Annotated in this window: 23 protein-coding genes; 13 read left to right on the top strand and 10 right to left on the bottom strand. The window is 41.7% G+C overall.

The window, feature by feature from the left end:
- Window positions 1–22 precede the first annotated feature (22 nt).
- From IUZ65_RS14420 to IUZ65_RS14405, 4 genes are read right to left on the bottom strand one after another with little or no spacing between them, the layout of a single operon-like run.
- The gene (locus IUZ65_RS14420; protein ID WP_195704373.1) at window positions 23–2,719 is read right to left on the bottom strand and encodes a molybdopterin-dependent oxidoreductase; all 2,697 of its coding nucleotides are present in this window, start codon (window positions 2,717–2,719) and stop codon (window positions 23–25) included.
- A gap of 2 nt (window positions 2,720–2,721) precedes the next feature.
- The gene (locus tag IUZ65_RS14415) at window positions 2,722–3,330 is read right to left on the bottom strand and encodes an arsenate reductase (azurin) small subunit (protein ID WP_443083715.1); all 609 of its coding nucleotides are present in this window, start codon (window positions 3,328–3,330) and stop codon (window positions 2,722–2,724) included.
- Complete coding sequence (locus IUZ65_RS14410; protein WP_195704372.1) at window positions 3,327–4,577, bottom strand: cytochrome-c peroxidase; 1,251 nt, start codon at window positions 4,575–4,577, stop codon at window positions 3,327–3,329. Before IUZ65_RS14410 ends, IUZ65_RS14415 begins: the two co-directional genes overlap by 4 nt.
- Window positions 4,578–4,586: 9 nt before the next feature.
- Entirely contained in the window at window positions 4,587–5,678 is a 1,092-nt protein-coding gene (locus IUZ65_RS14405) for a cytochrome-c peroxidase (protein WP_195704371.1), read from the bottom strand.
- 349 nt (window positions 5,679–6,027) lie between these two features.
- Here IUZ65_RS14405 and IUZ65_RS14400 point away from each other — a divergent pair, with 349 nt between their 5' ends.
- From IUZ65_RS14400 to IUZ65_RS14385, 4 genes are all read left to right on the top strand, one after another.
- Window positions 6,028–8,409, top strand: coding sequence for a HEAT repeat domain-containing protein (locus tag IUZ65_RS14400; RefSeq protein WP_195704370.1), 2,382 nt, complete (start codon window positions 6,028–6,030; stop codon window positions 8,407–8,409).
- Window positions 8,410–8,522: 113 nt separating this feature from the next.
- Window positions 8,523–11,015, top strand: a complete 2,493-nt coding sequence (locus IUZ65_RS14395) for a PAS domain S-box protein (RefSeq protein ID WP_195704369.1) — start codon at window positions 8,523–8,525, stop codon at window positions 11,013–11,015.
- Window positions 11,012–12,349 (top strand): sigma-54-dependent transcriptional regulator, encoded by a 1,338-nt coding sequence (locus tag IUZ65_RS14390; RefSeq protein WP_195704368.1) that lies wholly within the window; start codon window positions 11,012–11,014, stop codon window positions 12,347–12,349. The genes IUZ65_RS14395 and IUZ65_RS14390 overlap by 4 nt, the downstream gene beginning before the upstream one ends.
- A 264-nt stretch (window positions 12,350–12,613) precedes the next feature.
- Window positions 12,614–12,958 carry a DUF3316 domain-containing protein gene (locus IUZ65_RS14385; protein ID WP_195704367.1) on the top strand — a complete coding sequence of 115 codons (345 nt, stop codon included), beginning with the start codon at window positions 12,614–12,616 and terminating at the stop codon, window positions 12,956–12,958.
- A 67-nt stretch (window positions 12,959–13,025) separates the two neighbouring features.
- Here IUZ65_RS14385 and IUZ65_RS23420 read toward each other — a convergent pair whose 3' ends face one another.
- Together IUZ65_RS23420 and IUZ65_RS14375 are read right to left on the bottom strand one after the other, a co-directional pair.
- A complete protein-coding gene (locus IUZ65_RS23420) occupies window positions 13,026–13,559 on the bottom strand; it encodes a pilus assembly FimT family protein (protein WP_195704366.1) in 534 nt (177 codons plus the stop codon).
- Between the two features lie 79 nt (window positions 13,560–13,638).
- Window positions 13,639–13,857 carry a DUF6500 family protein gene (locus IUZ65_RS14375; RefSeq protein ID WP_195704365.1) on the bottom strand — a complete coding sequence of 73 codons (219 nt, stop codon included), beginning with the start codon at window positions 13,855–13,857 and terminating at the stop codon, window positions 13,639–13,641.
- Window positions 13,858–14,106: 249 nt separating this feature from the next.
- Between IUZ65_RS14375 and yhfZ the strand changes: the two genes are divergently transcribed.
- From yhfZ to nagB, 8 genes are all read left to right on the top strand, one after another.
- On the top strand, window positions 14,107–15,012 hold the full coding sequence (gene yhfZ / locus IUZ65_RS14370) for a GntR family transcriptional regulator YhfZ (protein WP_195704364.1): 906 nt from the start codon (window positions 14,107–14,109) through the stop codon (window positions 15,010–15,012).
- A 30-nt stretch (window positions 15,013–15,042) separates the two neighbouring features.
- Complete coding sequence (locus tag IUZ65_RS14365) at window positions 15,043–15,390, top strand: hypothetical protein (RefSeq protein ID WP_195704363.1); 348 nt, start codon at window positions 15,043–15,045, stop codon at window positions 15,388–15,390.
- A gap of 2 nt (window positions 15,391–15,392) precedes the next feature.
- A complete protein-coding gene (locus IUZ65_RS14360; protein WP_195704362.1) occupies window positions 15,393–16,277 on the top strand; it encodes a phosphotriesterase-related protein in 885 nt (294 codons plus the stop codon).
- Between the two features lie 29 nt (window positions 16,278–16,306).
- Entirely contained in the window at window positions 16,307–16,669 is a 363-nt protein-coding gene (locus IUZ65_RS14355) for a DUF2620 domain-containing protein (RefSeq protein WP_195704361.1), read from the top strand.
- Between the two features lies 1 nt (window position 16,670).
- Window positions 16,671–17,975, top strand: a complete 1,305-nt coding sequence (locus IUZ65_RS14350; RefSeq protein WP_195704360.1) for a YhfT family protein — start codon at window positions 16,671–16,673, stop codon at window positions 17,973–17,975.
- Between the two features lie 161 nt (window positions 17,976–18,136).
- Window positions 18,137–19,276: a YhfX family PLP-dependent enzyme gene (locus IUZ65_RS14345; protein ID WP_195704359.1), complete on the top strand. Its 1,140-nt coding sequence runs from the start codon at window positions 18,137–18,139 to the stop codon at window positions 19,274–19,276.
- A complete protein-coding gene (locus tag IUZ65_RS14340) occupies window positions 19,269–20,483 on the top strand; it encodes a phosphopentomutase (RefSeq protein WP_195704358.1) in 1,215 nt (404 codons plus the stop codon). Before IUZ65_RS14345 ends, IUZ65_RS14340 begins: the two co-directional genes overlap by 8 nt.
- 2 nt (window positions 20,484–20,485) lie before the next feature.
- Window positions 20,486–21,274 (top strand): glucosamine-6-phosphate deaminase, encoded by a 789-nt coding sequence (gene nagB / locus IUZ65_RS14335; RefSeq protein WP_195704357.1) that lies wholly within the window; start codon window positions 20,486–20,488, stop codon window positions 21,272–21,274.
- A 263-nt stretch (window positions 21,275–21,537) separates the two neighbouring features.
- On the opposite strand, the gene IUZ65_RS14330 is transcribed toward nagB, so the two are convergent.
- The 4 genes from IUZ65_RS14330 to IUZ65_RS14315 all read right to left on the bottom strand — a co-directional run bounded on the left by IUZ65_RS14330 (window position 21,538) and on the right by IUZ65_RS14315 (window position 25,478).
- Window positions 21,538–22,467: an NADP-dependent oxidoreductase gene (locus IUZ65_RS14330; RefSeq protein ID WP_195704356.1), complete on the bottom strand. Its 930-nt coding sequence runs from the start codon at window positions 22,465–22,467 to the stop codon at window positions 21,538–21,540.
- Between the two features lie 158 nt (window positions 22,468–22,625).
- A complete protein-coding gene (locus IUZ65_RS14325) occupies window positions 22,626–23,195 on the bottom strand; it encodes a hypothetical protein (RefSeq protein WP_195704355.1) in 570 nt (189 codons plus the stop codon).
- A 357-nt stretch (window positions 23,196–23,552) separates the two neighbouring features.
- A complete protein-coding gene (locus IUZ65_RS14320; RefSeq protein ID WP_195704354.1) occupies window positions 23,553–24,680 on the bottom strand; it encodes a zinc-binding dehydrogenase in 1,128 nt (375 codons plus the stop codon).
- Window positions 24,681–24,800: 120 nt separating this feature from the next.
- Window positions 24,801–25,478: a glutathione S-transferase family protein gene (locus IUZ65_RS14315; protein WP_195704353.1), complete on the bottom strand. Its 678-nt coding sequence runs from the start codon at window positions 25,476–25,478 to the stop codon at window positions 24,801–24,803.
- A 232-nt stretch (window positions 25,479–25,710) separates the two neighbouring features.
- On the opposite strand from IUZ65_RS14315, the gene IUZ65_RS14310 reads away from it, so the two are divergent.
- Window positions 25,711–26,622, top strand: coding sequence for a LysR family transcriptional regulator (locus IUZ65_RS14310; protein WP_195704352.1), 912 nt, complete (start codon window positions 25,711–25,713; stop codon window positions 26,620–26,622).
- Window positions 26,623–26,928: the final 306 nt, after the last annotated feature.

The following is a 26,928-nucleotide window of genomic DNA, read 5'->3' as shown; positions in this document are numbered from 1 at the left end:
GTACTCGTTGGTGGCGGTCGCCTTACACAATATTACGTGGTGCAAATGAGAATGCGCGGAACTCACTCTTGTACTTAGATTCTCCTAGTTTCTTAATATTAGCGACGCCCATTTTATAGTTGTAGTTACCACTAATTTGGTCGACAACACGCGTCGTCAAAGCATTTGACGGTTGACGCATGTCAATCATATTGGCGTATAACACACCTTTCTTCACGGCGGGGGTCACTATCGCAACGGCGGTTACGGCGGCTTTATCAAGCTGAATATGACCATTTTCCATCAGTTTACTAAACTGGAAGTCATTGCCATGAACACCAAGAATCGTGTCTTTAAAGTTTGCGACTCGGTTTGAATACATCATCACCTGATCGCCAGACTCAATACCACGTTTTGCGGCATCATCAGGATGAATTTCAACCCAATTTTCAGGCCAACGTTGCATCACATATGCACGCCTTTCCACATCATCGAAGCCGGACTGCCAGATCTCATTGATCCGCCCGTTAGAGAACCAGAGTTCTTCTTCTTTTGGTTGTAACCAAGCGTAGAAATCGCTAAACAGCTCCCAAGGGTGTTTCTGTAGGTTCACTTTACCGGTTTGACTGTTGAAAGCCGTTAATTGCTTTTTCAGTACATTCGCACCTTGTGGACCATTGGTTAAGCCCTTTTCTGCTAAAGATTCCATCGACATTTCGGTATCATGCAGTCGCTTTGTACCAACAAGTTCTTTCGTATCATAGTTGTAGAAAACCGGCCCCTGTATTCCGTCCGTTCCGTATTCACGTAGCTTCTCATGTAAGGTTTTCCCTTCGGCATGAGCGGCAACTTTGATCATATGGAAATCTTTACGGCTACCACGACTAAAGCGAGAGGCTTCTTCGGCTACATCGTTTGAGTTGTTCCAATCAAAGCCGTCGTATCCCATTCGCGTGGCAAGTTGAGATATGATCCACCAATCTGGCTTTGCATGTCCCGGCGCATCTGCAAACCTTTGATAAAGGCGAAGACGGCGCTCACCATTGGCGCGCATAAAGTCAACTTCACCCCACGTCGCGGCTGGAAATACAATATCGGCAAATTTGGCACCGATGGGGTCACGTAGGTAGATATCTTGGTTGATCACTACCATGCCACCAGAATCGGCTCGCTTTTTCAGAGTATCGATGATCTCCTGTTTGTCATGTGAGTAAACCTGATGCGGGTTAGCGACCGTTAGCTCCCAAAACTTCTTCTGAAGTCCTTGGCTACCACACATCGCCTGAATCCATGTTGTACCAATAACATGTGCAAAACGTGTATGACCAGAGTAGGTGTAGCGGTCAGTATCGATAGCACGACGACGTCTGCCTGGCACTTTTTCAGGCGACTTATTTCGCGGTAATTTACCACCAGATTGCCCGCCTCGCTGGTGACCACCAAATCGACCGATGACTCTGCCTTCGCGTCCACCAGTACCAATCACGGTAGCGAGAGAAGAAATGGCGTTGGTATTGCCGGTATTGTTTGACCAGTAGAAGCCTTTTTCTATACCGATAGAGGCTTTTGGTCTTACTCCATTGACTGGCTTGGCGAGCATTTCTGCGGCTTTGTAGATCTTATCTACATCCACACCTGCCATGCCAGCCGCGTATATTGGATCATATTCTTTTTGTTCTAGGTTCCATTTTTTGTAACCTTCGAAGCCGTCAGTTTGGAATTTGCCCCACGTTGTTCTCCATTGCCAAGGCGTGTTACGCGTACCTTGACCAAAGCCAGAGCTAGATTCCCACTTGTTGTTTACCCAGTTCTGAATCCACTCGCTGTCTTCCCAACCATTCTCCAAAATCACTCGGAGAATGGCTCCGACAACAAGATTGTCCGAACCAGGGTTGACGTCGATGTGTAAGCCACCCTGTTTTTTCAGCCAAGCAATGCCTGCAGTTTCACGAGGATTTAGTATCACGGTTTTCATGCCGCGTTGTACGGCTGGCATAATGTACTGTGTGAAAATAATGGTTTTTGTTTCGTAAGGGTCGGTGCCACAGATCATTAAAGTATCGGCTGCCCCCCAGTCATCGTAACTTGGTCCAAAATTATCGAAACCCGCATCACGAAAACCTGGTGTAGAGGTGACATCCGATGGTGTGTCATGGAAGGTGAAATTAGCGGTATTGACATGCCTTAGCGCATACTTAGTGATGGCATAGGTATTCTCAATGTACTGATAAGAATAAGTTTTGACACCGTAGGCATTTGAGCCATGAGTATCAATGACATGCTTTCCTACTTCCGCGGCAATATCGAGTGCGAAGTCCCACGGTACAGGCTGTAAGGTCCCCCCAATACGAACGAGAGGTTGAGTTAAGCGGTCACGTGTTCCTGTCGATGGGTTATATAGCTTTTGAGCCAATAGACCACCGCGCATAGAAGAGTCACCATTTTTGTTTACCGCTTTGGTGTCTTTATCGGGAACAACAATAATGTTATGAGGTTTGCCTTCATGCATCACGACATTATGTTGAGCCGGGGCGACCCAAGCTTGTAGAGGGGCACTTGGAAAATTAATGCCAAAAGCATTTTCGTCCGCTTTCATGCCGCCATTCATTTGCTCCAATGGCCAGCGATAGACTTTGTACCCACATGCCACAATACAATAGTCGCAAGCCGTAGTGATGACTTCAGCGTCTTTCGGTGGTAATGGTGCGTGATCTTCCGGGATATAAAAATTAGTCGTCATGATTACGCCTCCTGCATCGCGATAAGATTTTCTGTTCGTCCAAATAACAGACCCATAATGCCTACTGCGTAGATCTCATCACCATCCAACTCTAGTAAAACTTGTGGGAGGCTTTCGTATGCTTGACCTGAGACAATAATGCCGTGTCGACGCATATCGAAAGTTGATAGATGGAAAGGGCATTGCCCGAGCACCCTATGTTCGCCAACCACTTTATATTGGCCATTTAATGGACCACCTTGGTGAGTACACATGAGAGAAAAACCAACGACGTCCTGTTTCGGCCCAAGTCCACCACCCGCGGGAACGCCCATCTTCACTAAAATGCCTTGAGAATTTGGTCCATTGTCCGGGTAATTAAAATAGATTGGTTTGTTGTTTTTAAGGTCACTAAGCTTGCCCAATAATTGCCTTGGGTAACCGACAACCCGTGCTTGTGTTTTTTTAGCTTGGGCAGTACCAGGAAACAGCGTTAATGACATAACACTTGCCGTACCTGCTGTTGCACCGCTATAGATTAGGAAATCACGACGAGACATCATGCATTTGTTATGCTCGTTGGCGCTCTCGTTGTTCTTTCCCAGAGCGTCAGTTTTGTTAATTACACTCATTTTTTCACCTCCATCAACTCTTTCTCTGTGAATAGAGGTTGATATTCAGGGATCTTTGGATAATCCATTGTGATTCGGTCACCAGAGAATGCATCGAGAAATGCAAGGAGCTCGGCTTTTTCTTCCTTGGTTAAACCTAATGGTTTAATGAGTGGGCTCTTGGTCTGAAGGAAGTCAGTCGTTCGACCATCTTTTGCTACCCCCCCACGGTCATAAAAGTCCACTACATCGGCCAAAGTAGCAATCGTACCGTTGTGCATATAAGGTGCGCTATATTTGGTATAACGAATGCTTGGTGTACGAAATTTACCTTTCATCTCTTTGCGTTTACCTCGGAAGTAAACACCAGGATCGGCTTTCGTCTCACGGTACATTTTCTCGTTAGAACCTTTTGCATAGAGTTCATAACGGAATGTAATCTGAGCCAACGGGTCACTTTCCCAACGAAGGTTAGTGGGTACCCCAACGTTATAGTTTTTCTGATCAGATGCGAGAGCGCCGTTATGGCAAGCTATACATTGCGCTTTACCTTCAAATAGTGCTTTACCATTTAGCTGCATTTTAGAGAGTGAATTTTTGTCGCCTAAAAGATAATTGTCTAACGGTGTATCCGTTTGTACTAAGGTACGCTCGAATGCTGCCACGGCTTTCCATGCGTTACTTACCTTTGGATAGTTATCACCGAATACGGTATTAAATTGTTTCACATACTCAGGTACTAACGCTAATCTAGCCTCCATTAAATCGTCTTCACCGTTGCCTGCTACTCCTCCTTTCGCGGCACTTTTTGCTTGCCCTTCAAGTGACTTAGAGGATCCTGCCCAGAAGAGCTTTTGGTAATAGGCTGAGTTGATGATGGTTTGGCTGTTTCTCCAGTGAACAGTACCCGGGTAACCTAATGACAAGTCAGTAGGAAAATCCCAGCCGAGAGCGGGGTTGTGGCATGCAGAACAAGGTGTTGAGGTATCTCCCCCTAAACGGCCATCAAAAAAAAGCTGGTATCCTAAAGCCACTTTCTCTGGGGTTGTTGGGTTGTCCTTTGGTGTCGGTACCGTTCCTAACGGAGCCAATGCCGGGTATTGCTTCCCATCTAATGTAACAGGAGGAAGAGAGGCGGCTATTTCATCCGCTTTTGTGGCTTCTTGCTTATCAGCTTTCGCTGCTGCTTGATTTGCGCTAGCGGGAAGTGCGGTCATAGTGAGCACGACTAAAGCTAGAGCAGACAAGGTGATTGATTGTGTTTTCATCTCGTCCTCCTAATTTTTCACGTTGCGCCAGTCAGAAATCAACTTGTAGTCGTAGTCATTGGTTTTCCATACATGCGCACCGGTTGTTAAAGGTTCGCTTGAAAGGGATTCCAAAAACGCGACTAGGTCTTTCTGTTCCTGAACAGTCAGATTAAGAGGCTTGATGCGGGAGTCTTTATTTGAATCCTCGCCACCACCCTGGTTGTAGAATGCGACGACCTCTTGGAGGGTCGCTATCATACCGTTGTGCATATATGGTGCGGTTTGTTTCAGCTCGCGTAGTGTAGGGGTCATAAATTTCCCCATATCGCTGCCATCCACTTTGTGCGTTTGCACATAAGCGCCGACATCACGCTTCAGGTTCATGTAATTCTCGGTACCCATAAACATATTGAAGGCAATAAAAGTTTGGTGACGCATTGGGTCTTGGAATATATCGAGGTTTTCAGGTACACCAGTGTTGTAAGGCTTGCCATCACTAAACAATGGACCATTGTGACAAGATGAGCAGCCTGCTTTTCCTACAAACAGGTCAAAACCTGATTCTGCTGACGTGCTAAGTTTCGATTGATCAAAAGGGGTACGGTTTGATGTCAGAGTCTTTAAATACTCTGGAATGGCTTTACGGACAGAACCATTTGACGGTTCACCATAACCAGCATCTTTAAACATTGCCACATAGATGGGATCCTGCTTAAGACGCTCCTGCATCAATCGCATGTCCATATTCATCAACCAATCTTCGGTGATGTTTTCACGGGTGACATCATTTAAGTTGGTGCCAATTCGACCATCATGAAACCAAGATTTTTTGTAGACAGTGTTGATAAGTGTAGGGATGTTTCTAAATCCTTTGCTGCCTGTGTAAGCAGGTCCGAGAGCATCTGGATGTGCATAGCCATTTTCAGGCACATGACAAGACGCGCAAGAGAGGGCGGTATTACCAGACAATCGATTATCAAAGAATAGGCGTTTTCCAAGTTCTGCTTTTGCAGTATCTATTTTGAGTTCAGGTAGAGGGCCAAACTGTGTCTTATCGGTTTGGCTCCATACAGAACAGGAGATACTGACAGTTGCAGCAAGGATTAGCATTTTTCTCATTGTTATGCTCCTTAGCTTCCAGCTAGTTCCGTATATGATTAAATTATCACTACGAATATTTTTAATTATCTTCGCAGCTGTATGAGCATAATTTGAGCCAACTTTTTTATGATAATAAAACGTAATGTTTACAATGGGATACTTGTGTTTGAGAGGTAGATCTCATTGGCGAAAATTTAACGTTTCGTTGAATTTTTATCGATGGCTCTTAACGAAACGTTAAATATTTTCGGCTTGCGAATAAATGAGCGGGATTACCTTGCATTAACTTGCTGTAATCAAAGAATAAAATCTTCCGGCATGCTTAATGCTTACTGTGTTGGTTACTCTGTACAGCAAGGATTCACTGATGCAAGTAACTGAAACACATTGTCCTACCGTCGACATGCCAAAAAATAAAAATAGTACGCCAATTAGCACGCTTGTTGAGTTGCTAAATAGTGGTGATGAAGCGCAGCGATGTTATAGCGCTAGAGCCTTAAGCCCTAACGCATTGACGCCAGACACGTTGCCGCTTGTGGAAGCGGTATTAAACGATAACCTTTATCACGAAGACCCAGATGTGGTGGTTGACAGTGCAACAGCCCTTGCAAGATTATCGGTTGGCGACGTAATACGATTAATCGAAGTCGCCACATTACACCCAGAAGCAGATGCAAGACTCGCTGCGTTGGATGCGTTAGAAAATTTGATTGAGAGCCCGAAAGTAGAAGCATTATTTATCGATCTGGCTAATGGTCGGGCGGCTGAAGATAGCTGGGGAAGTAATAGTGATTGGGACGATTGGTGGGATATTCAGCTAAAGGCCGTAGCCAGTTTAGCCAAATATAGTAAACCAGAGTTTGTAGCAATATTTAAGAAAATACTCGAGTTAGATCCAGAACCTGAGCTTGAGTCAAAATTGTATCAGGGTATCGCACGCCATGATGTTCGTTGGGTTATTGATCAACTTTCAACGTCCTCTTCCGCTTCTAAACGAAAATTAGTCAAGTCACTGACATTTAGTGAAGAGTCCATTGCCACCGTTTTTTTGTTTAAGCAACTATGTTCGGAAGACGCGGTGATAAGAAAACTATCGATAGAAGGCATTGCTCAAAAAGCAGCAAGCGAGTATTTCTGGGACATTGTTACCTGTTTACAAGACAGTGATTTTAGCGTTCAGAAAGCCGCAACTCTTGCCTTGACTCAATTTAGCTTAGCGCCAGATATAGACCAAGACAGACTGATAAATTATATCGAACGTGCTGAAATAAATGCTAGACCGCTTTTGTTTGAGTTACTAAGTAACTCTGGTGCGTTAACAGAAGAAAATACCTATAGAGTGTTAGAATTATTAGTGGTTTCGACATCGCATTCACTGCTTAATATTACCAACCTTTTATTGGTATCAACGCTTACCGATGCACAAACAGAAACGCTACTCGAACTGTACAAAAATGCAATGAAATCAAGCGAATCAGATACGGCTTCTTTAACCGCAATGATTCGTCAAGCCTCGAAAATAAACGGTTACGAAAAGTCGTTATTGACCGCGTTGCAAAACTATATCACTCGGATAGATGAACAGACACTAGAATGCCAATACAACGTGAGTATTAGGCAAGCGGCTTATGATGCGCTTGCCGGTTCCGAATACCCTGCTTGTAAACAGTTAATCAAAAACGCGCTATTTGGCGTTGATGCTTACGCGAATCCAATTGACGTTGAGGTTGTCGAATCGTCCGATGAACGTGATGTTAGCGAAGAGGTAAGTGTTTCTGATAATCCTGTGAAGGAAGAAGCGCAATCTGAAGTAGAGTTGGGGTTATTGCTGAGTCAATACGAAGCAAAAATTGATACGCCACTCAATGTTGTGAACACACCAAACTCTACATTGGGGGCTATTCAGCAAGCCAATATAGAGTCAGAACTTACCCCAGATAAAGATGAACCAGAGCAGCAGCAACGCATTGTCGAAATGGTTGAAGGGCTGGATTCTGAATTAGAAGAGTATGCGCAGTTGGTCAAAGATAACTTTGATAGTGCAGAGAAGCTTGATCTGAATCGTCGAAAAATAGCCAAGTTACCTTCGTTATCAAATAAAATATTGGCACTTAAATCTTTAGGGTTATCACATTCGGAAGAAAGCGCTCAATGGCTTGTTGACTCGGTCCTTGGTGCACAGCCCAATGAGTTAAGAGAAATATTTCAGTCGCTTAAACGTATTAAAATGGCGCGTCCAGAGAGTAAAGAGGTCAACAATGGGTTAGGAGCCGCAGGGAACAGTGTCTATCATGGTGACGACTTAACCAAGCAATCGGCCATTAGCTTGCTGGCAAACATGCCTGCAAGCAAAGCGATTCCATTACTGCTTTACGCTTTGACAGACAAGAATGAACACGTTCGACTCTGTAGCCTCACCTCTTTGGAAGCTCATATGCCTAAGGTGAAACAAAATCAGAGAGATGCCGTTTCATTCCTGATCAATAAATGCCTAGTGGACCCCTCTTCTGGGGTGAAAAAGCAGGCCCTTAAACTCGCCGCACTCAATAGCAATAAAGTAGACATTTCGCTCACCAGATTGATAGAGGTGGCTATAGATGATGACGCGTGTCTTAAAGCGGCGGAATTTGTATTGTTAAAAGAGGAATGTAATGCAGAAGCGATTGATATTCTAGCGAATCGGTTACACTCACTCAGAGATCATCATCAACCAAATGCCATTAAACTTATGGGTGCTCTGATGGTGTAAATGACTAGGGTCTGTACGTGTCATTTTGTTTTGTACGATGAAACGCACAGACGATTTGTTGTAACTTGGTTTATATTATTATTCTTGTTAATAAAAAGTAATTAGCGATTCTTATGGAAAACGAGAACATTCTTCCAGGAAAACGAGTTTTTACGACGGAATTGCTGTTGTGGTTATTGCCTGCTTATCTGGCTTTGGCAATCGTGATGAGTACTCATTATATTCTTAGTATCGATAATGATGAACAGTATGCGCTCCATAATGAAAGAGTCATCGTCGATTTAATAGAAGAGGTGTTAGGTGAAACGCTGACACGCATGTCAGCGGATGCAAAAAATCTCTCTTATGTGTCTAGTCAGATCGTTTCTAGACACTCAGAGCCCCTGCAAGATCTAGAACAATATTTTATTCAAATGAGCACAAACAACCAAAACTATGACCAGATACGCTATGTGGACATTGACGGATGGGAGCGTCTTCGAGTAAATAATATCAATGGCGATATTTCCATTGTTGGCTCCAAGGAGCTGCAAAACAAAGCACATCGATATTACTGGCAATATTCTAATCAGTTAGCGAAAGGGCAGGTGTATATCTCGCCTATGGATCTGAACGTAGAGGGCGGGGTAATTCAAAAGCCCTTAAATCCTACGATCCGAGTTGGAACACCTGTGTTTACAGCCAAAGGTCGTCGGATCGGGGTGATTATTCTTAATTATAAAGGCACACAGTTAATCAACAAATTGTTTACCGTTGCGCCGAGTTTTATTAATCACGTTTATCTATTCAATCCACAAGGTGTTGCTGTTATTCACCCAACGGACAGTGGGGATGTGAGTTATGCCATCGATACAAAAAATGACATCCCATCTCGCGTACTTGATCAGCTAAGCACTTTAGATAAAGGGCAATTATTAGACCACGAAAACTTTTATACTTTTGCACAAGTATTGGCACCGAATAATGGTAAGTGGACGATTATTTCTGAGTTTCCAGAGAGTCGATTTAATCTCTCTAGGGTGGCATTTGGTGAAAAATATACGTTCATTTATGCAGTTTTCTTTGTGGTCGTGGGTATTGTGGCATTCATTTTTAGTCGATATCGAGTTCAGACTCGCTATTTAACCTATCAACAGCAGTATGAGCAGCAATTCCGACATACTTTAGAAAACATTCAATTAGCAGCTGTTAGCATCAATCGGTCGGGAGTCATTACTTTTTGTAATGATTATTTTTTATCTCTGGTCGGTTATCGAAGAACCGAGGTCATAGGACACTCATGGATAAAACGGTTTATCCCGGATGAATTACAATCTCAAGCTCAAGAGGCATTGGACGAAACTATTCGTCAGCAAACGCATCAACCTCAAAGTGAAAGCGTTGTATTGAGTAAATCTGGTGAGGTTCATCTGGTCTCTTGGACATCAACCTTTACGGAATCTAAAGAGAAAGCCGTCACCTTAACGCTTCTAGGTGAAGATGTAACTGAGCAGAAAATGGCGCAAGATCAGCTACAACAACTTAGTCACGCCGTTGAAAGTAGTCAAAGCTCAGTCATGATCACGGATTTGGAAGGTAAGATCGTTTACGTAAACCCAGTTTTTTGTGAGCTTTCTGGATACAGTAGAGAGGAAGTGGTGGGAAGAGCACCCAAATTTCTTCAATCGGGTGAAATGGAATCAGATGAGTACAATAACCTATGGTCAATACTAAAAGCGGGTAAAGAGTGGCGGGGTGAATTTCACAATCGGAAAAAAAATGGTGATCTGTTTTGGGAACGTGCGCGCATCTCTCCGGTAAAAGATATCGAAAATAGAACACTTTATTATGTTGCTGTTAAGCAAGATATCACCGAAGAAAAGCGGTTAGCTAAAGAGGTTGAAAGGCAGACGAATGAACGTATTCAACACGAGAAATTAGCGGAAATTGGCAAAGTGGTCAATATGATAGCGCATGACCTGAGAAATCCACTTAGCTCAATAAAAATGGTACTTCAGATACAAGAAAGAAAGAATAAAAATGAGATGTTTGAAATATCTCTTGAACAAGTCAGGTATATGGAAGCGATATTGGAAGAGTTACTCGCTTATTCTCGGCCAGATCAGATACAACCACTGTGGTTAGATATAAATAAAATAATCGATACGACCGTCGCGAGCCAACAGAAACTGGCAAAAGAGGCCTGTGTCTCAATTGACGTAGCATTGCTACCGAACTTACCTACGGCCTATATCGATCCAATAAAAATGCGCCAAGCAATTCAAAATATATTGATAAACTCTATCCAAGCCGCAACGGGTATTGAAGGGGGGAAAGTCAAAGTTCTGTCTAATATCCTGATTACAGAATCAAACACGGAGTTGATCATTAGTATTGAAAATAATGGAGAACCGATCGACCCTTGTATGTCTGATAAGGTGTTTGAACCGTTCTTTACGACGAAAGCAAAAGGAACTGGATTGGGGCTTTCAATAGTAAAAAGAATAATAGATAGCCATGAAGGTCAGATTCAGATTTCGCCAATGATCCCAATGGGAACAATGACCCGCATCCGGTTACCCACGGCACCAAAACAGATGCCGAACGAAGGAAATACGATTCAATGAATAAGATGTTAATTGTTGATGATGATAATGGAATAAGCCGTACGCTTCAGCTCCACTACCAATCTTTATCGTTTGATGTCCAAGTTGCAAACTGTGTAGATGTAGGTGTTGCAATGGCAAAACGGTTTCAACCAGATGTCATCATCCTTGATATAAGAATGGAGGGAAAATCTGGACTCGAGGGGTTACCAGAATTTAAACAATGTTGCAAAAACGCCAGAGTGATAATGATTACTGCTTTTCACGATATGGATAGTACCATTGAAGCGATGCAACAAGGCGCGGATGAATATATCCATAAACCAATAGATATAGATGAATTGGACAGTGCGGTAACGGTAGCGATTGAATACCAAGCATCAAGCCATCAAAACGCCGTACTGATACCAGATACCTACGGAAATTCTATGGTTGGTTCATCTAATGCGATGAAACAGATATATAAAACCATTGGCAGAGTTGCTCATACCAATGCATCCGTCATGATTACCGGAGAATCAGGGACAGGCAAAGAGATGGTTGCCAGAGCGATGCACAATGCAGGTACAGTGAAAGATGCGCCATTTGTTGCTCTTAATTGCGCTGCTTTAGTCGAAAGCTTGTTGGAATCGGAGATGTTTGGACACAAAAAGGGCGCATTTACTGGTGCGATATCGGATCAAATTGGTAAGTTTGAAATGGCTAATGGTGGGACACTTTTTCTTGATGAAGTAGGGGAGCTATCACCGACAATCCAAGCTAAGCTGCTTAGAGTGCTACAAGAAAAAGAATTTGTTCCAATAGGCAGCAAGCAGTCCGTTAAAAGCAGTGCGAGAATTATCTCGGCGACCAATATTGATTTCGAGACCAAAATAAGTCAAAAGCAGTTCAGAGAAGATCTTTTTTACCGATTGCAGGTCGTTCGAGTGCATTTGCCATCATTACGAGAAAGAAGAGAAGACCTAGATGATTTGATTCCGAGCTTACTTGCAAGGGCAAACAAAGAGCTTGGAACAAAGGTGTCTAAGGTCGCCATTGAGGCAATGGATATGCTGCGACAGTATGATTGGCCAGGTAATGTAAGAGAACTTGAGAATACGCTTACTAAAGCCGTGGCGCTGTGCCCAGGTGATATTTTAACGGTTGAATTGTTCGAGGATATTCGCACTGTTGAGGTAGAGAGAGTAACAGGAGACACACAAATTTCTAGGTCGTTAAGCTTGGAAGATATCGAACTAGACCATGTACAAAAAGTACTCGATGACGTCGATGGTCATAAAGGCAAAGCCTGCGAGGTACTAAAGATTAGTCGACCGAGATTACAGCGTATTCTAGAGCGTGCAGAGGCTAAATAGCGAGACTCCAGATGCTGACAAGGTCAGTGTTATTGATGGGAAAGCTTGGTACTCCATTACACCCATTTTTGGCGTATCCTATTGCCCAAATACGGAATTCGGAAAAACTTTCATTTTATTGATGCTAAATCACCCATGATGAATGGTGCTTTTGTGTGATGAATATCACATAAAAATAGTGTGTAATAGCTTCACCGAGTGGGAGGGGCTTTCACCCCAACAAGCAGTCACTCATTTTTAACAGACACTTTGAGGGTAAATAAGATGAAAAATTTAACTATTTTAGCAGCAACTGTATTAATGAGCGCATCAGCATTTGCCGGCAATCAAACGGTTTATAGCGAAACAAACCTATTAACAGCGGGTTTTGAGTCTAAAGCGGCTGCGTATGAAGCAGGTTTTGATACTGTCGATGCACTAGACACTGCATCTTATTCTGAATTGCATTTCAAACTAGCACCAATCGGAGAAAGCAAAATAACTAACCTTAAAATTGACGACACGGTTGTTAATATTGAAGAGTTTTCTGAAGCTCGCGGTGAAATCTCATATCGCGCTATCGTGAATGTTGATTACCATTTTGATTCTCGCGAAGGCAGAAACGACTAATCTCATATTGTTTTAAACGTTGAAAAGCCAATAGATTCCGGTCTGTTGGCTTTTTATGTATTAATGCCTAGCAACCATCAGTAGTGGATATAATAGTGGCGGAACTAGTATCTACCCACGTTCCAGAAGTGCTGTCATATTCAGAGGCGGTTGTATACGTCACGTAACACTGTTCATCGATACTAGAAAACCCACTCGGTAGAAAATAGAATATATTCTGACTCGCGTAGCCATACCAATCCGAATCGTCGTCGGTATTACAGCTAAGGCTAAAATCGAGAGAAACCCAATACCCCATGTCCTCTATGAAATTCGCGCAATCTGATTTTACTCGTGGGTACCCTGCTCGCAACGAAATATCTTCTGTACCGTCACCGTTCACATCAAGCTCGGCATTGCCTGTATTTAAACCATCGACTGCCGCTTTGGAATGAACCAATGAGGCCCCTGAATTTAATGCACCAGTTAACGCTTGTACGCTAGCTATTCGTGCTTCAGTTTGAAGGTTTAAAAATCTTGGTGCGGCGACAACGGCAAGAATACCGAGTATGACAATAACGACGACAAGCTCTATAAGTGTGAAACCTTGGTGGTGTTTCATTTTCTTCCTGATTCTGAACTTTTCTAATAATATCAAACGTATTGTATTGAATTATGCATACATTGAAAATTAAAAATCATTATTGACCTGATTCAACCATCGCAATGATTTTGTTGGCTTTTTCGAAATGGTTTAGTTTATGGGTTTTAATCCACCATGTAGCTGCTTCCATAAGTAACTCTGGGTCATCATTTTTATTGGCAAAGAAGGCATAAAATGAAACACCCACAACATCCCCTTTTTGCTCGATCTTTTTGTTGCATATAGTTATGACTTTATCTCTTAATGACTTACGCATGCTCTTCCTTGTATCAATTATGGGGATTGGATTCACACTACTTATAGTTGCCCCTATAAACAACAAAAATAAGTCGTGTTTATGCGCATTTATCATGAATTATTCAATCCACTTTCTATGAATAACCTTAATCTTATCTGGTTGGAATGTGTTGTTCGTTAAATATACATTTTGAAAATGTGATCAACCATACTTTTTTAACTCAACTTTTCAATTAGGATTAAATCCTCAAAAAAATGAATATTAAAAATGACAACTAATTATATTAAAAAAAATGGGACAGCGATAATTCAAATTGCTCGTTACCTGCTCACTACAAAAGTCAGTGATAGATTAAAAACTATCGATGAACTATCTGAAGAAATTGGTTGTTCTGTAGGTTATGTAGCAAAAGCAATAAAGCACATTGAGAATGAAAATGCCGTACACCTAAGCAGACAAGGACGTAATGGTACTATTATTTCTGCTCTAGATTATAAGTGTTTAGTTGAGCTTTCAGATATTGGAAATATCGTTTGTGCGATGCCATTGCCTTATACAAAACATTATGAAGGCCTTGCGTCGGGACTAAAGCAACAGATACTGACAGTACCACTCTATTTTGCTCATATGAGAGGCGCGGGTGTTAGAGCGGAATGTTTAAAAAATGGTGTTTATGACATTGCAATTATGTCTAAGTTGGCTTCTGAAAAGTATATAGCTGAAGGGGAGTTGGATATCGCCATTGAACTTGGTATTCATAGTTATGTTCCTGAGCATCGATTGATATATCGACTAGGAGAGAAAGGTACAATTAGACGTGTTGGAGTCGACCCTGAATCTCCTGATCAGAAGCTGTTAACAGAAATGTACTATCAGAACGATGATATAGAAGTGATTTCGACTCCGTATAATGAATGTCTTAAAAAGATTTCAGATGGTGAAATAGACGCAGCAATCTGGTACGCATCAAGACAAGATTCAATAGAATCTCTCGGATTATGTGAAGCACCTTTAGATAAAGAAGCTGATTTTTCTAAAGCATCTATAGGGGTGCTTATGGTGCGAAAGAATTCACGTTATTTAAAAACGATGTTAACCAATATTATTAATATTCCTGAGATATTAGATCACCAAAATCAAGTGATATCAGGAAAAATAGTGCCAACTTATTGAGGGAATACAATGAAGGAAAGGATGCTAATCTTGCTAAATTCAAATGTAATTTCGCAAGATGCATATGATGGGGTGCAGTCGGTTGTAGCACATTTGAATAAAGAATGGGGCTTGAATCCAGAGGATGACCAATATCAAATCGCGATGACTCACTTAGCAAGAGCGGCAGACAGAATAAGGTCAAATGAATCAGTGGCACAAGGTTTAGACGAAGAGTTCATGGTAGAAATCAAGGCATGTGAGAATTACGCAGGGATTATCGATATGAATAACAAAGTCTGTACACTCATGAAATTGGAAAATGCACCAATCGAGGAAAATAGTTTTTTCATTTTTAATTTAGCGTCACTTTGTGAAAATAGACGAAATAAGGTGTAACGATGCCGGATAATAGTAATGGTTTTACATACTGCCATGAGCACTTGCATATAGACCTATCAGTACAAAAACAAGATATCGATTGTAAGTTGGATCAATATGAACCGATTAAACAGGAATTATTAGAACTTAAAAAAATTGGGGTTTGTAACATTATCGAAGTAACCAATTTTTTTATGGGAAGAAATCCTCATTTTATTGAAGGTTTAATCAAAGACACTGGTATGAACATTTTGATGTCAACAGGCTATTACATGGAAGGCTTTTTTCCAGAGTATCTTGATTCGATGTCAGTCGAAGATATAGCTCAAACCATGATAGCTGAAATTGAAAGTGGCATTGAAGGTTCGTCTCTAAAAGCTTCTTTGATTGGTGAAATAGGCAGCAGTAAAGATGTGTTTACCAAAACAGAGCAAAAGGTGTTTAAGGCTGCTGCTATTGCTCATTTGCAAACAGGATGTCCAATTTCGACTCATACCTCCTTTAGTACCATGGGTCGACAACAGGCGACTTTACTACGAGAAAATGGGGTGAACTTAAGTAATGTAACCATTGGCCATTGTGATCTAAGGGACAATTTTGATGATCTGATATGGCTGCTTGAACAAGGATGTTATGTGCAAATAGATACGATAGGAAAAAATTCCTATTACCCTGATTCCAAACGAGTAGAGGTGATTGTAGGGCTTATTAATCGAGGTTACGTGAAGCAATTGATGTTATCGATGGATATCACTAGACGTTCACATCTCAAAGCTAATGACGGGTTAGGTTTTGCCTATCTGATCGAATCATTTGTACCGAAATTATTGGACCAAGGGATTAGCGAAGTTCAAATTGAGATGATGCTTAAAAATAATCCTGCTCGTTTTTTTAAGATCAAATGAATGAATGACAAAAATATAGAGAAATTATTATGAAAAAAATTGCGATAGCTGGATTACAGCGCGAACAAATAAAAGAACAAATTGAACGAACTGTGCCTGGTGTATTTGAGTGTCATATTTTAAATGATATGGACGCCGCTATGAAAGTGAAATCTGGGGAGTTGGATTATTACATCGGTGCTTGCAATACAGGTGCTGGTGCAGCTTTAAGTATGGCTATTGCCCTCATTGGTTTTAATGAGTCCTGCACAATAGCAAAGCCAGCATTTAGAGCTAAAGAAGACCAAATCATACAGTTCCTTAGTGAAGGAAAAAAGGCATTTGGGGTATCCATTGAACACGTAGAACATGCGATTCCTATGCTTGTTACTCTGTTAGCGAAAGAGGCTTAAAATGGACATTATGAATGTTGCTTTGATTGCATCTTTGTGTGCAATGACAGCCTTACTAGCGAACATGTCAGCGGCCGTATTTCATGATGGTATACGCCCAATCTTGCCACAAGTAATTGAAGGAAACATGAACCGCCGTGATGCAGGCTCTGTTGCTTTTGGCTTATCTATCGGTTTTGTGGCCTCAGTAGGTATATCTTTTACACTATCCACCGGGTTGTTGAACCCTTGGTTACTTTTTCTTCCTACGGACATTATCGGTGTGATGGTTGGAAGCCGGATTATTGCCGCCCTTGGTGGTGCCGTTTGGGGAGTCTTAGTGGTAACGAGTCTTGCAGCGGTAAATACCGTGTTGACTGGTTTGCCTATTGACGCTTTAGGGGCTTTAGGTGAACTTGGAACACCAGTAATGTCGGCATTTGCGCTCTTTCCACTACTTGCTATTTTTTATCAATTTGGATGGAAAGCAGGTGCAATATCAGCCCTCGTAATATTGGTCTCTCGCCTATTGATCATAAAATATACAGGGATCTATCCTGAGTCCATTCAAATCTTCGTGGGTATGGTTTTGCTTGTTGGAATCGCTGTTCGCAAAGATATGCAAGACAAAGCTAACGGCATTATGCCTCCAGATATGAGTGGTATACGAGGCCTGTTTGAAGAACGCAGTAAACGTATCTACAAAAACATGCCTTATTTGGCGGTGACGGGAGCATTGATCTCTGCAGCGGCAGCCTCTGGTATTTTCGCGGGTTCAGAAGTCTCTATCTATTCTTTAGCGGATGCGTATAAATTAGATGATGTTGTTGCTCAGAAAGAAGCAATAAACCAAGTTGCTTTGTCCGAGTTTATGCGTGGACTAGGGTTTATTCCTCTCATTGCAACCACTGCTTTAGCTACTGGTGTCTATGGTGTGGTTGGGTTTACCTTTGTTTTTGTTGTTGGTTACTTGGCCCCTAACGTTCCAATTGCTGCGGCATTGGGTGCGGTGACTATTTGTTTGGAGATTATGTTACTCCGTAGCATAGGTCGTTACCTAGAGCATTTCCCTTCTATCCGTAATGCTTCGGACAATATTCGTGACAGTATGAATACCTTAATGGAATTTGCCTTACTCATTGGTGGTGTCTTGGCGGTAATGAAAATGGGGGGAACCACTGGGTTCACTATATTCGCCATACTTTACTACTTAAATGAAGTTCTAGGTCGTCCAGTGTTAAAGATTGCGTCACCAGCGGTAGCCGCGATTCTTACTGGTATTTTATTGAATATTTTGTTTGTCGTGGGTTTGTATATTCCGGCATAAAACGTAAATAAGTCATGGAACGGTACCTAGTATCGTTCCATGAACATTAAGAATAGCTTCTTACTTAGCCACCCCTATTCTATTTTACTAAATTAAGTGCCTATTTTTTACATTGTAAATATTCAAAATATTCAAGATATTGAATTAATGGTAAGTGACTGATGTTTTTAGACGCCCTTGAAAAACAAAATTCTTCGTTAATTAATGCGGCTATTGCTTTGCATGCTAACGGCGAATTATTGCCCGATTCATACATCATTGATGTAGAACAATTTATAAATAATGCTTTAAAAATCAAACAAAAAGCCGATGCGTTGGACATCAAACTGTACAGCATGACAAAACAGTTTGGCAGGAACCCGTACTTGGCTAAGCTATTAGAGGATATGGGGTTTGAAGGCGTGGTTGCCGTTGATTTTAAAGAGGCACGAGTGCTTCATAAATCTGGAATCAAGATCAGCCATATTGGTCACCTTGTCCAACCACCAGAGAGTATGTTGCGGGAAATTATTCGTGATATACAACCCGAAGTCATCACCGTATATTCCTTGGAAAAAGCGCAATCCATCTCCAAAATTGCGAGTGAGCTAAATGTTAAGCAACGTATTCTCGTCAAATTTTATGACAAAGATGACTTGCTCTACATCAACCAAGAATCTGGCTTCTCATTGTCAACTATGTCAGATGTTCTTGCTAAATTAAGCAAATTGGACGGCCTCATAATAGAGGGGATCACTCATTTTCCTTGCTTTTTACATGATGGTAAAAGTGTTAAGCCGACCAATAATTTGAAAACATTACTTAATGTAAAGAAAAATTGGCCTAGCTCTATCCAATTGAATCAAATGAATATTCCATCGGCAACGTGTTGTGAAACGCTTCCTATGATTCATGGCTTTGGCGGGACTCACGGTGAACCAGGACACGCACTCACAGGCACGTTTCCTGCTAATGCAGACGGGTCTCAACCTGAAAAAATTGCGATGTTGTATTTGTCGGAGGTTTCACATCACTATGTCGACGATTCATACTGTTTTGCTGGTGGGTATTATCGCCGTGGGCACTTAAATAAAGCACTTGTAAATGGTGAGAAGGTGTTGGTCTCCAATGATGAACCAAGCTCAATCGACTACCACCTAAAGTTAGCAGGAAAACACGCTATTGGTTCACCTGTCATTATGGCATTCAGAACTCAAATCTTTGTTACGCGATCGGATGTGGTTCTTGTTGATGGTATCCAAACAGGTTCACCTAAAATTATTGGGCGCTACACGGCTTTAGGCGATCCCATTAATGCGTAGGTTTATTGTGGTGGTGCTTGACGGGTTTGGTATTGGTGAGATGCCTGATGTCAAAACGTCTAGACCTCAAGATATTGGGGCGAATACAGCGCATAAACTGTTGTCTGCCTTTTCGACAAAAAATTTGCCAACATTAGGTAAGCTAGGGCTCAACAATATTGTTCAATGTCGTTGTTCCTCTATTCCATTTTCACAAGGTGCCAATACAGGGAAAATTCAACTAAAACACGAAGGTTGTGACACCTTCGCTGGCCATCAGGAATTAATGGGGACGAAACCGAAATCCCCATTGGTAAAACCCTTTTTCCATGCCATTGACCAGGTCGAAAAAGCACTCGTCTGCGAAGGATACGTCGTTGAACGAATCGCTAGACAGGGTGCTGAACTGCTGCTTGTTGATGGTTGCGTTGCGGTCGGTGATAACTTGGAAGCAGAGTTAGGGCAGGTCTATAATGTGACGGCTAATTTCAATCACATAAGCTTTGAAGCGCTGCAAGTATTAGGCAAGGTAGTGAGAGATAACAGCTATGTTGCCAGAAATGTGGTATTTGGTGGCTATTTAGATTCCAACCAAAATTTAATTAAAGCTATCGAAGTTAAAGGGCAATGCATCGGCATCAATGCACCCAAATCTGGCGCTTACGACCATGGGTTTCAGGTCGTTCATCTTGGCTATGGTGTCGATCATCTGGTCCAAGCACCAGAGATGCTTCATCAACAAAATATTAAAACGACGCTTGTCGGAAAAGTGGCCGATATCGTACAAAATCCGCATGGCATAAGCCATGACAAGATCGTTGATACTGACGATGTTTTCTCGACAAGTCTCAAGGCAATACAAAGCAATTCGCAGGGGTTCTTTTGTATCAATGTTCAGGAAACTGATCTCTCTGGGCACAAACAAAATCCAGATTTATATTGGCATACATTAGAACGGGCAGACTTGGGATTAAGTAAAATCATCGATCTCATGGCAGACGACGATCTGTTGATCGTCACAGCTGATCACGGGAATGACCCATGCATAGGGCACTCCAAACACACTCGTGAGTATGTGCCACTGCTCGTTTACAAATCAGGATTACATCACCGAAACTTGGGCGAACGAACAACACTCGCGGATATTGGCGCAACCGCCTGTGATTTTTTTAATGCTCAACCGCCACAATATGGCTCTTCATTTCTACCAAATTTAATTGAGGCGTAACAATGAGATTTATTCCTTTAGACAGCGGTGAGCAGGTTGCTCAATGGTCCGCTCTTTATATTATTAACAAAATCAATGAATTCGGCCCAACCCCTGAACGCCCCTTTGTATTAGGGCTTCCAACCGGAGGAACACCTTTAGCTACCTATCGTTGCCTAATTGATTTATTTAAAGCGGGTGAAATCAGTTTTGAAAATGTCGTTACCTTTAACATGGATGAGTATGTTGGGTTGCCACAAGAACACCCTGAGTCATATCATTCATTTATGTACAATAACTTGTTTAACAACATTGATATCAAGGAAGAAAACATTCACCTTCTTAACGGCAATGCGGTTGATCTAGCAGCGGAATGCTCTGCGTATGAAGACAAAATTCAATCATTTGGCGGAATCGACCTTTTCCTTGGCGGCGTAGGCGTTGATGGTCATATTGCTTTCAACGAGGCTGGCTCATCGTTGTCTTCCCTTACTCGATCGATGAAACTGACGCATTCTACAAAAGAAGCGAACTCACGTTTCTTTGACAATGATGTAAATAACGTCCCTGATTATGCATTAACGATCGGTGTGGCTACGTTGTTGTCTGCAAAAGAAGTGATGATTCTTGCTTCTGGTCATAACAAAGCGCTTGCTGTCCAACATGCCGTAGAAGGTAACATTACTCATATATGGACAGTCACCGCTCTTCAATTACACAGACACGCTATTATTGTCGCCGACCAATATGCACAACAAGAATTGAAGCTCAAAACTATCAAATACTATCAAGATATTGAAAGTGTCGCTTAAGACATCCTTGCCCATAGATGTCTGCTCCACTGCATTCATATTGCTAATTAGTTACCTTTCGAGTTTTATTGCTCATTCCACTCGAGTGTGGGAATGCATAGCTAACTTGGTTTTTTAGGGTATATGTCCCTATTACATATGTTTTCAGAAATCGATTTGCGTATCCTGAATCTGAATCTATAAAGCTTGAAGATAAAAATACCCAAGTTACATAAGCAACTTGGGTAAAAAAACATAACCTTACGAAGCTTATCGACATCTTTTTAGCTGACGTCGATTACAATTTTACCGCGAGTACGACCTGATTGGCTTTGTTGGTGTGCTTCAGCAATTTTTTCTAATGGGAAATGATGCTCAATCAATGGGCGAAGTTGGTCGGACTCGACGAGCGTATTGAGTTCAGTCAGTATACGGCTACTTGGCTCTATGAAGACGAATGCAGCTTGTACGTTGTGCTCTTTTGCTGTTTCTTCACTTGGTGGCTCGGCGACTGAAACCATCATGCCTTCTGGCTTAAGCAGAGACCAGGACGATTGTTGTACGTCTCCACCCATGGTATCAAGCACTACATCTACTGGTGCAATTTGTTCACCTAATGGTGCTTTTGCGTAATCAATCGCTTCATCAGCACCAAACTGAGTCAGAAGTTCCAAATTAGCTGAAGATGCGGTTGCAATGACCGTCGCGCCTTTTGCTTTTGCTATTTGAATCGCTAGGTGGCCTACACCACCCGCACCTGCATGGATAAGTACGCGTTGACCCGTTTGAATATTGGCAACATCCACAAGACATTGCCACGCAGTAATGCCTGCAAGTGGTAGGGCCGCTGCTTGTGCAAAGTCGAGCTTGGTTGATTTCAGCACGGCTTCGTCTGCTTTGACGGCGATGAAATCAGCATAGCTGCCATCACGCGCAATATCTGGTCGGCTAAATACCTCGTTACCTATTGAGAATTGACTGACATTTTTGCCCACTTGGGTAACGATACCTGCGACATCCCAACCAAGTGTAATAGGCAGTGCGTATGGAATGAAATCTTGTAAATAGCCCTCACGGATTTTCCAATCAACGGGATTGATTGCGGCGGCCTTTATTTGAATGAGAATATCATCAGCATTTATCGTTGGTGTATCGACCTGCTCTAACGTTAATGTATCAGTGCCGCCATATTGGTGAATTCTTACTGCGCGCATAAATTGCCCTTATTTTTGTTAACGTGTCTATTGCGATGTCGCCTGTGGCAAATAGCTGTTCTGGATTGGTTGCATTGCCTGAGCATCTCTTTAGGATTGCTCAATGCCATAGAGAGTAGATCATAGTCATGCGTACAATTTAATCATTTACAAGGTCTCTACGAAGCAGGAGCGAGTGCTTGCTGAAGCGCTTTTAACGCCTGTTTTTCCTCTTCAGAGAGTGTTACTGGCGTGCAACGGGGATCGGTCTTCTGAATGGCCGTTATCATGGTATCGGTTAGACGAATCGGATCACACCCGTGATCTTTTTCACATATCATATCAAACTGAGGTTTAGCCTTAACGTGGCAGGCAAAGCAGTTACCACCAAACCGATTAACTACGTCAACAAATCCCCTTCCTCTGATTGTCGAACCTTGCTTTGATACATCCAACTCAATAAACTCCCAGTCTTTTGTTGCCGGACTATAGCCCTTTTCCCTTTTGATCATTACCTCGGTTGGTACCAACTGAACGACTGAACCTTCAGGGTATACACCGCCGGTATCTGAAAGCGCCACTTGTTTGGTTGCTTCAATATGACCATTAAGGTTATCTACAAAAAAATGTTTCACCGGCGTCATCTCTTGAATACACCTGAAGGTGTCACCGTTTATCTCTTTCGTGTCTGCTACTGCATTGGCTGTGATAATAATGCCCAATGTAGATAAAAGTCGACTCAATTTCATTATTCATTTCCTTAAAAAACAATTAGTTATATTTGTCATATAAACCATGATTTTAGCAATTTTGAGTTTTGCGCAATTTGATCGCGCACAATGTTTATGTCGTTAAATAAAGTTATCGTGAGTTTCAATTTTTAGACTTAAAAGGAAGTATTGGAATATTGATTTTAATCATAGGCTTATTTCTTTTTTGGTCTAAATCAGTAGTTTTGGACACTGCGTTAAGTGAGTTAAACCATGACAAACAATAAAGAAAAGTATTCTCGATTCTCCTGAATTCAAAGCCAACGCTCTGGTATACCAAATAAAAGTAGAGATCTATAATCGTTCTCTACTTTTATTCGCTCAGTTAATACGTCATTATTGTTGAGGTGTAATTAAGTACTTCTCACCTGTAGCTTGTTTAGAATAAGCGGCTATCGATGGTAATTGTAAGACCTCTGCCAATGAAACTTCATGAGTGTAGTGGCTAGCAAAAGTTGTGTTGATTTCTTCTGCAACGCGTTGACGCATATCAATCACCGTTTTAGTCCCTAGTTTACCTAGTGCATTGAATAACAGGAACCCGTTTACACCCCAAGCAAAACCGAAGTTACGATTTAGTGTAATAGGCCCGCGATCTAATGCGCCATAAATATAAACTTGTTTGAATGTGTCAGAGCCATATATGCTGTGTTCCTTCATATCACGAGCCGCAGCAACTTCCATACAGTTAAGAATATCACTTGTTAATTGGCCACCACCAATTGGGTCAAAGGCAATCGTTGCTCTCGTTTCAATAATAGCTGCAGTTAAATCTGCAAGGAAAGTATCACTACTCGAGTTAACAACATATTTTGCGCCTACATCACGTAACAGAGTTTCTTGTTCTGCTTTACGTACAATGTTAATTAAATCGATGCCATCGGCAATACAGATGCGGTTTAACATTTGACCAAGGTTAGACGCTGCCGCTGCATGAATGATGGCTTTATGACCTTCAGCTCGCATGGTTTCGACCATCGCTAATGCTGTCAGCGGGTTAACAAAAGAAGATGCGCCCTCTTTAGCTGTAGTACCTTCTTTTAATTCTAAACAGCTTTGTACATTGGCACATATATACTGACGATATGTACCACCACCAATCACTGCAACGGTTTTTCCCATTAGGGCTTGTGCTGCAGATGATGAGCCCGCGGCTACAACGGTTCCGGCACCTTCATTGCCAACAGGGGTTGCTTTACCCACACGAGATTTAAACGATGACATAAACTGAGCTGGAAAATTTGCAGTAATAATAGGGTTTTTCTGGGTGCCTGATTGAGTTGCTGTTGTCATATCTGCAGCGGTGAACATAACACCTAAATCAGACGGGTTTAGTGGTGCCGCTTCAATACGAATAACAACTTCATCGGCACTAGGTTGTGGCATGTCTATGTTTTGTAACGCAATGGTGAGTTTATTGTCTTCGGTGATTGTAGAGATAAGTTGAATGTTAGTATCTTTCATGCTGTTTTGCTCCTGCAAAAACTTAATTAGTTGAACCTATAACGTTATTGTATTGGTCATGCTATGTTTGTAGTGACTCTAAGTAAGTGTTTTAGTATTGGTTGTTTTTATCGCTAAGTGTTATTCAGTATTTGCTGCTTGAAACTGAGCTTTTACTTTTTGAAGAAACTCGGACATGTTTGCTAGACGATCTGCCTCTACGTTTTGGGCAATGGTGGACTGGCTCATTGAGTCGTTCCACTCTTTCATTCCAGGAACCTCAGCAAGTATGTCCCAATCAAGTTGGTTAGAGCCAAAGGTGCTCACTATTGTATTTACGTAATAAACGTAGATGTCAGCCATGGTGAATTGTTCACCTGCTATCCAAGGTGAAAACTGACACAAGCGATTTAAAGCCGTAATTCCACGGTTTAATATTTGGCGAACTTCAACCTTAACTGCGTCAGGCGCTGCGGTGCCTGACAATGCATAAGGTATTAGTCGTCTGCTTGGCAGTTCAAAATAAAGCTCTGCTATTTTCATTATTTGACGCACAACCGCACGTTCTGTGGCATTTACTGGGTAGAGCGGGGTGATAGGGTACGTCTCTTCAATGAAGTCACAAATCACACTGGACTCTGAAATATGAAGGCCTTCTGACGTAGTGACCACAGGTACTTTGCCAGCAGGGCTGATTGCCAGTAACTCATCACTACCACCGTAAATAAGGTTTTCTTCAAACGGCTGTTCTTTGTATAGGAGTACATGTTTCACTAGGTTGTAATAGTTGCTAGCGGCAAAACCGTGCAAAGTCATCATAAATCAGTTTCCATCATAAACGTGAAGGTGGCTTGTTTGCCAACAAAGCTTAATCAACGCCTTGCCTTTACACGTTGCAACAAGTTCAAGGTTGCAATGTTTCAGTTTAATATATTATTACTTGTTTAAATTTGGTTATATATGGGGAAAAATACCAATCACTATTGCTTTAAAGACAATAATTGGTCAGTAATATTTAAATACTCAGATATTCATTTAATGGAGAAGCCAGTTGGATCAGCTACGAGCAATACGGTATTTCAGCAAAGTTGTCGAAACGGGGAGTTTTACTAAAGCTGCCAGTGTTTTCAACGTGCCACCATCATCGTTGTCGAGACGCGTTGCTGATCTAGAAAAGAGTCTGGGGGCGACACTGTTAAAGCGTTCTACTCGAATCGTGAAACTGACAGAGGTAGGGCAAATATATTATAACGATGTCCAACAAATATTAAATCAACTAGAACAAAGTAATGAAACGGTTCGTAGTTATCAAACAACACCGATGGGGCGTTTACGTATCAGTTCAATGGTGGGCTTTGGTGACAAGATATTGCTTCCTTTGTTAGATGAGTTTGGTGAGCTATACCCTGAAATTGTATTAGATGTCAGTTTAAGTGACGAACTATCGATACTTGGGCGTGACGACGTAGATATTGCTATTCGTGGTGGTTACGCTCCAAATGAACGAGTGTTAGCGATAAGGCTCATGGATAATGGTTTTATTCCTGTCGCTTCACCAAGTTATTTAGAGATGCATGGAGTACCTAATAATGCGATGGAATTAAAGGGTCATAATGGCCTTTACTTTAAAGCTCCATCAGGGCCAACGCCTTGGCTATGTAATATGAATGGTCAATGGCATGATGTTTCGGGGCCGGCAGTCGCAATTTCAAATAACGGGCCGTGGTTGGCGAAAAAAGCTTGTAACGGTGAGGGCATTTTAATGTCTACACGATGGGCATTAGCTCCATATCTTAAATCGGGTAAATTGCAAGAGCTTAAATTTGAACATGAGTTAGCTATCAATCAAAATTCTGACATGGCTGTTTACCTGTTGTATCAAAAACAGCGTTATTTGGTACCCAAAGTAAAGGCGGCAGTAGACTTCTTAGTTGAAAGAATAAAAGTAACAATTGAGAGTTAAGGGAACAAAGATAACCATTCTTGTTTGTGGTGATATATCGAATATGTTTTACCTGTGGAGGTTTGAAAATATTTAATCATTTCTATGGGTATTCAAAGGTAAAAGTCGTAAATGATTTTACTATATTACTCGCGGGTAACAAGGGTTTGGTGAGGCACTAATGTCTTGAACTTTTTCACGCTGGACAGCGATATATTTCCTAGTCAGAAGCTTATGCCTGTGTGATTACCAAGCGATTCTGTCGTGCCTTAATTACTAAGTGAAGTCGCATTGTTTTTTAGAAAACTCAAAGAAAGTTACAAAAAA

The organism is Vibrio sp. VB16 (assembly GCF_015594925.2).
GTDB lineage: Bacteria > Pseudomonadota > Gammaproteobacteria > Enterobacterales > Vibrionaceae > Vibrio.
The sequence above is the reverse complement of the archived record's forward strand: the minus strand, read 5'-3'. Positions and strand labels throughout refer to the sequence as shown.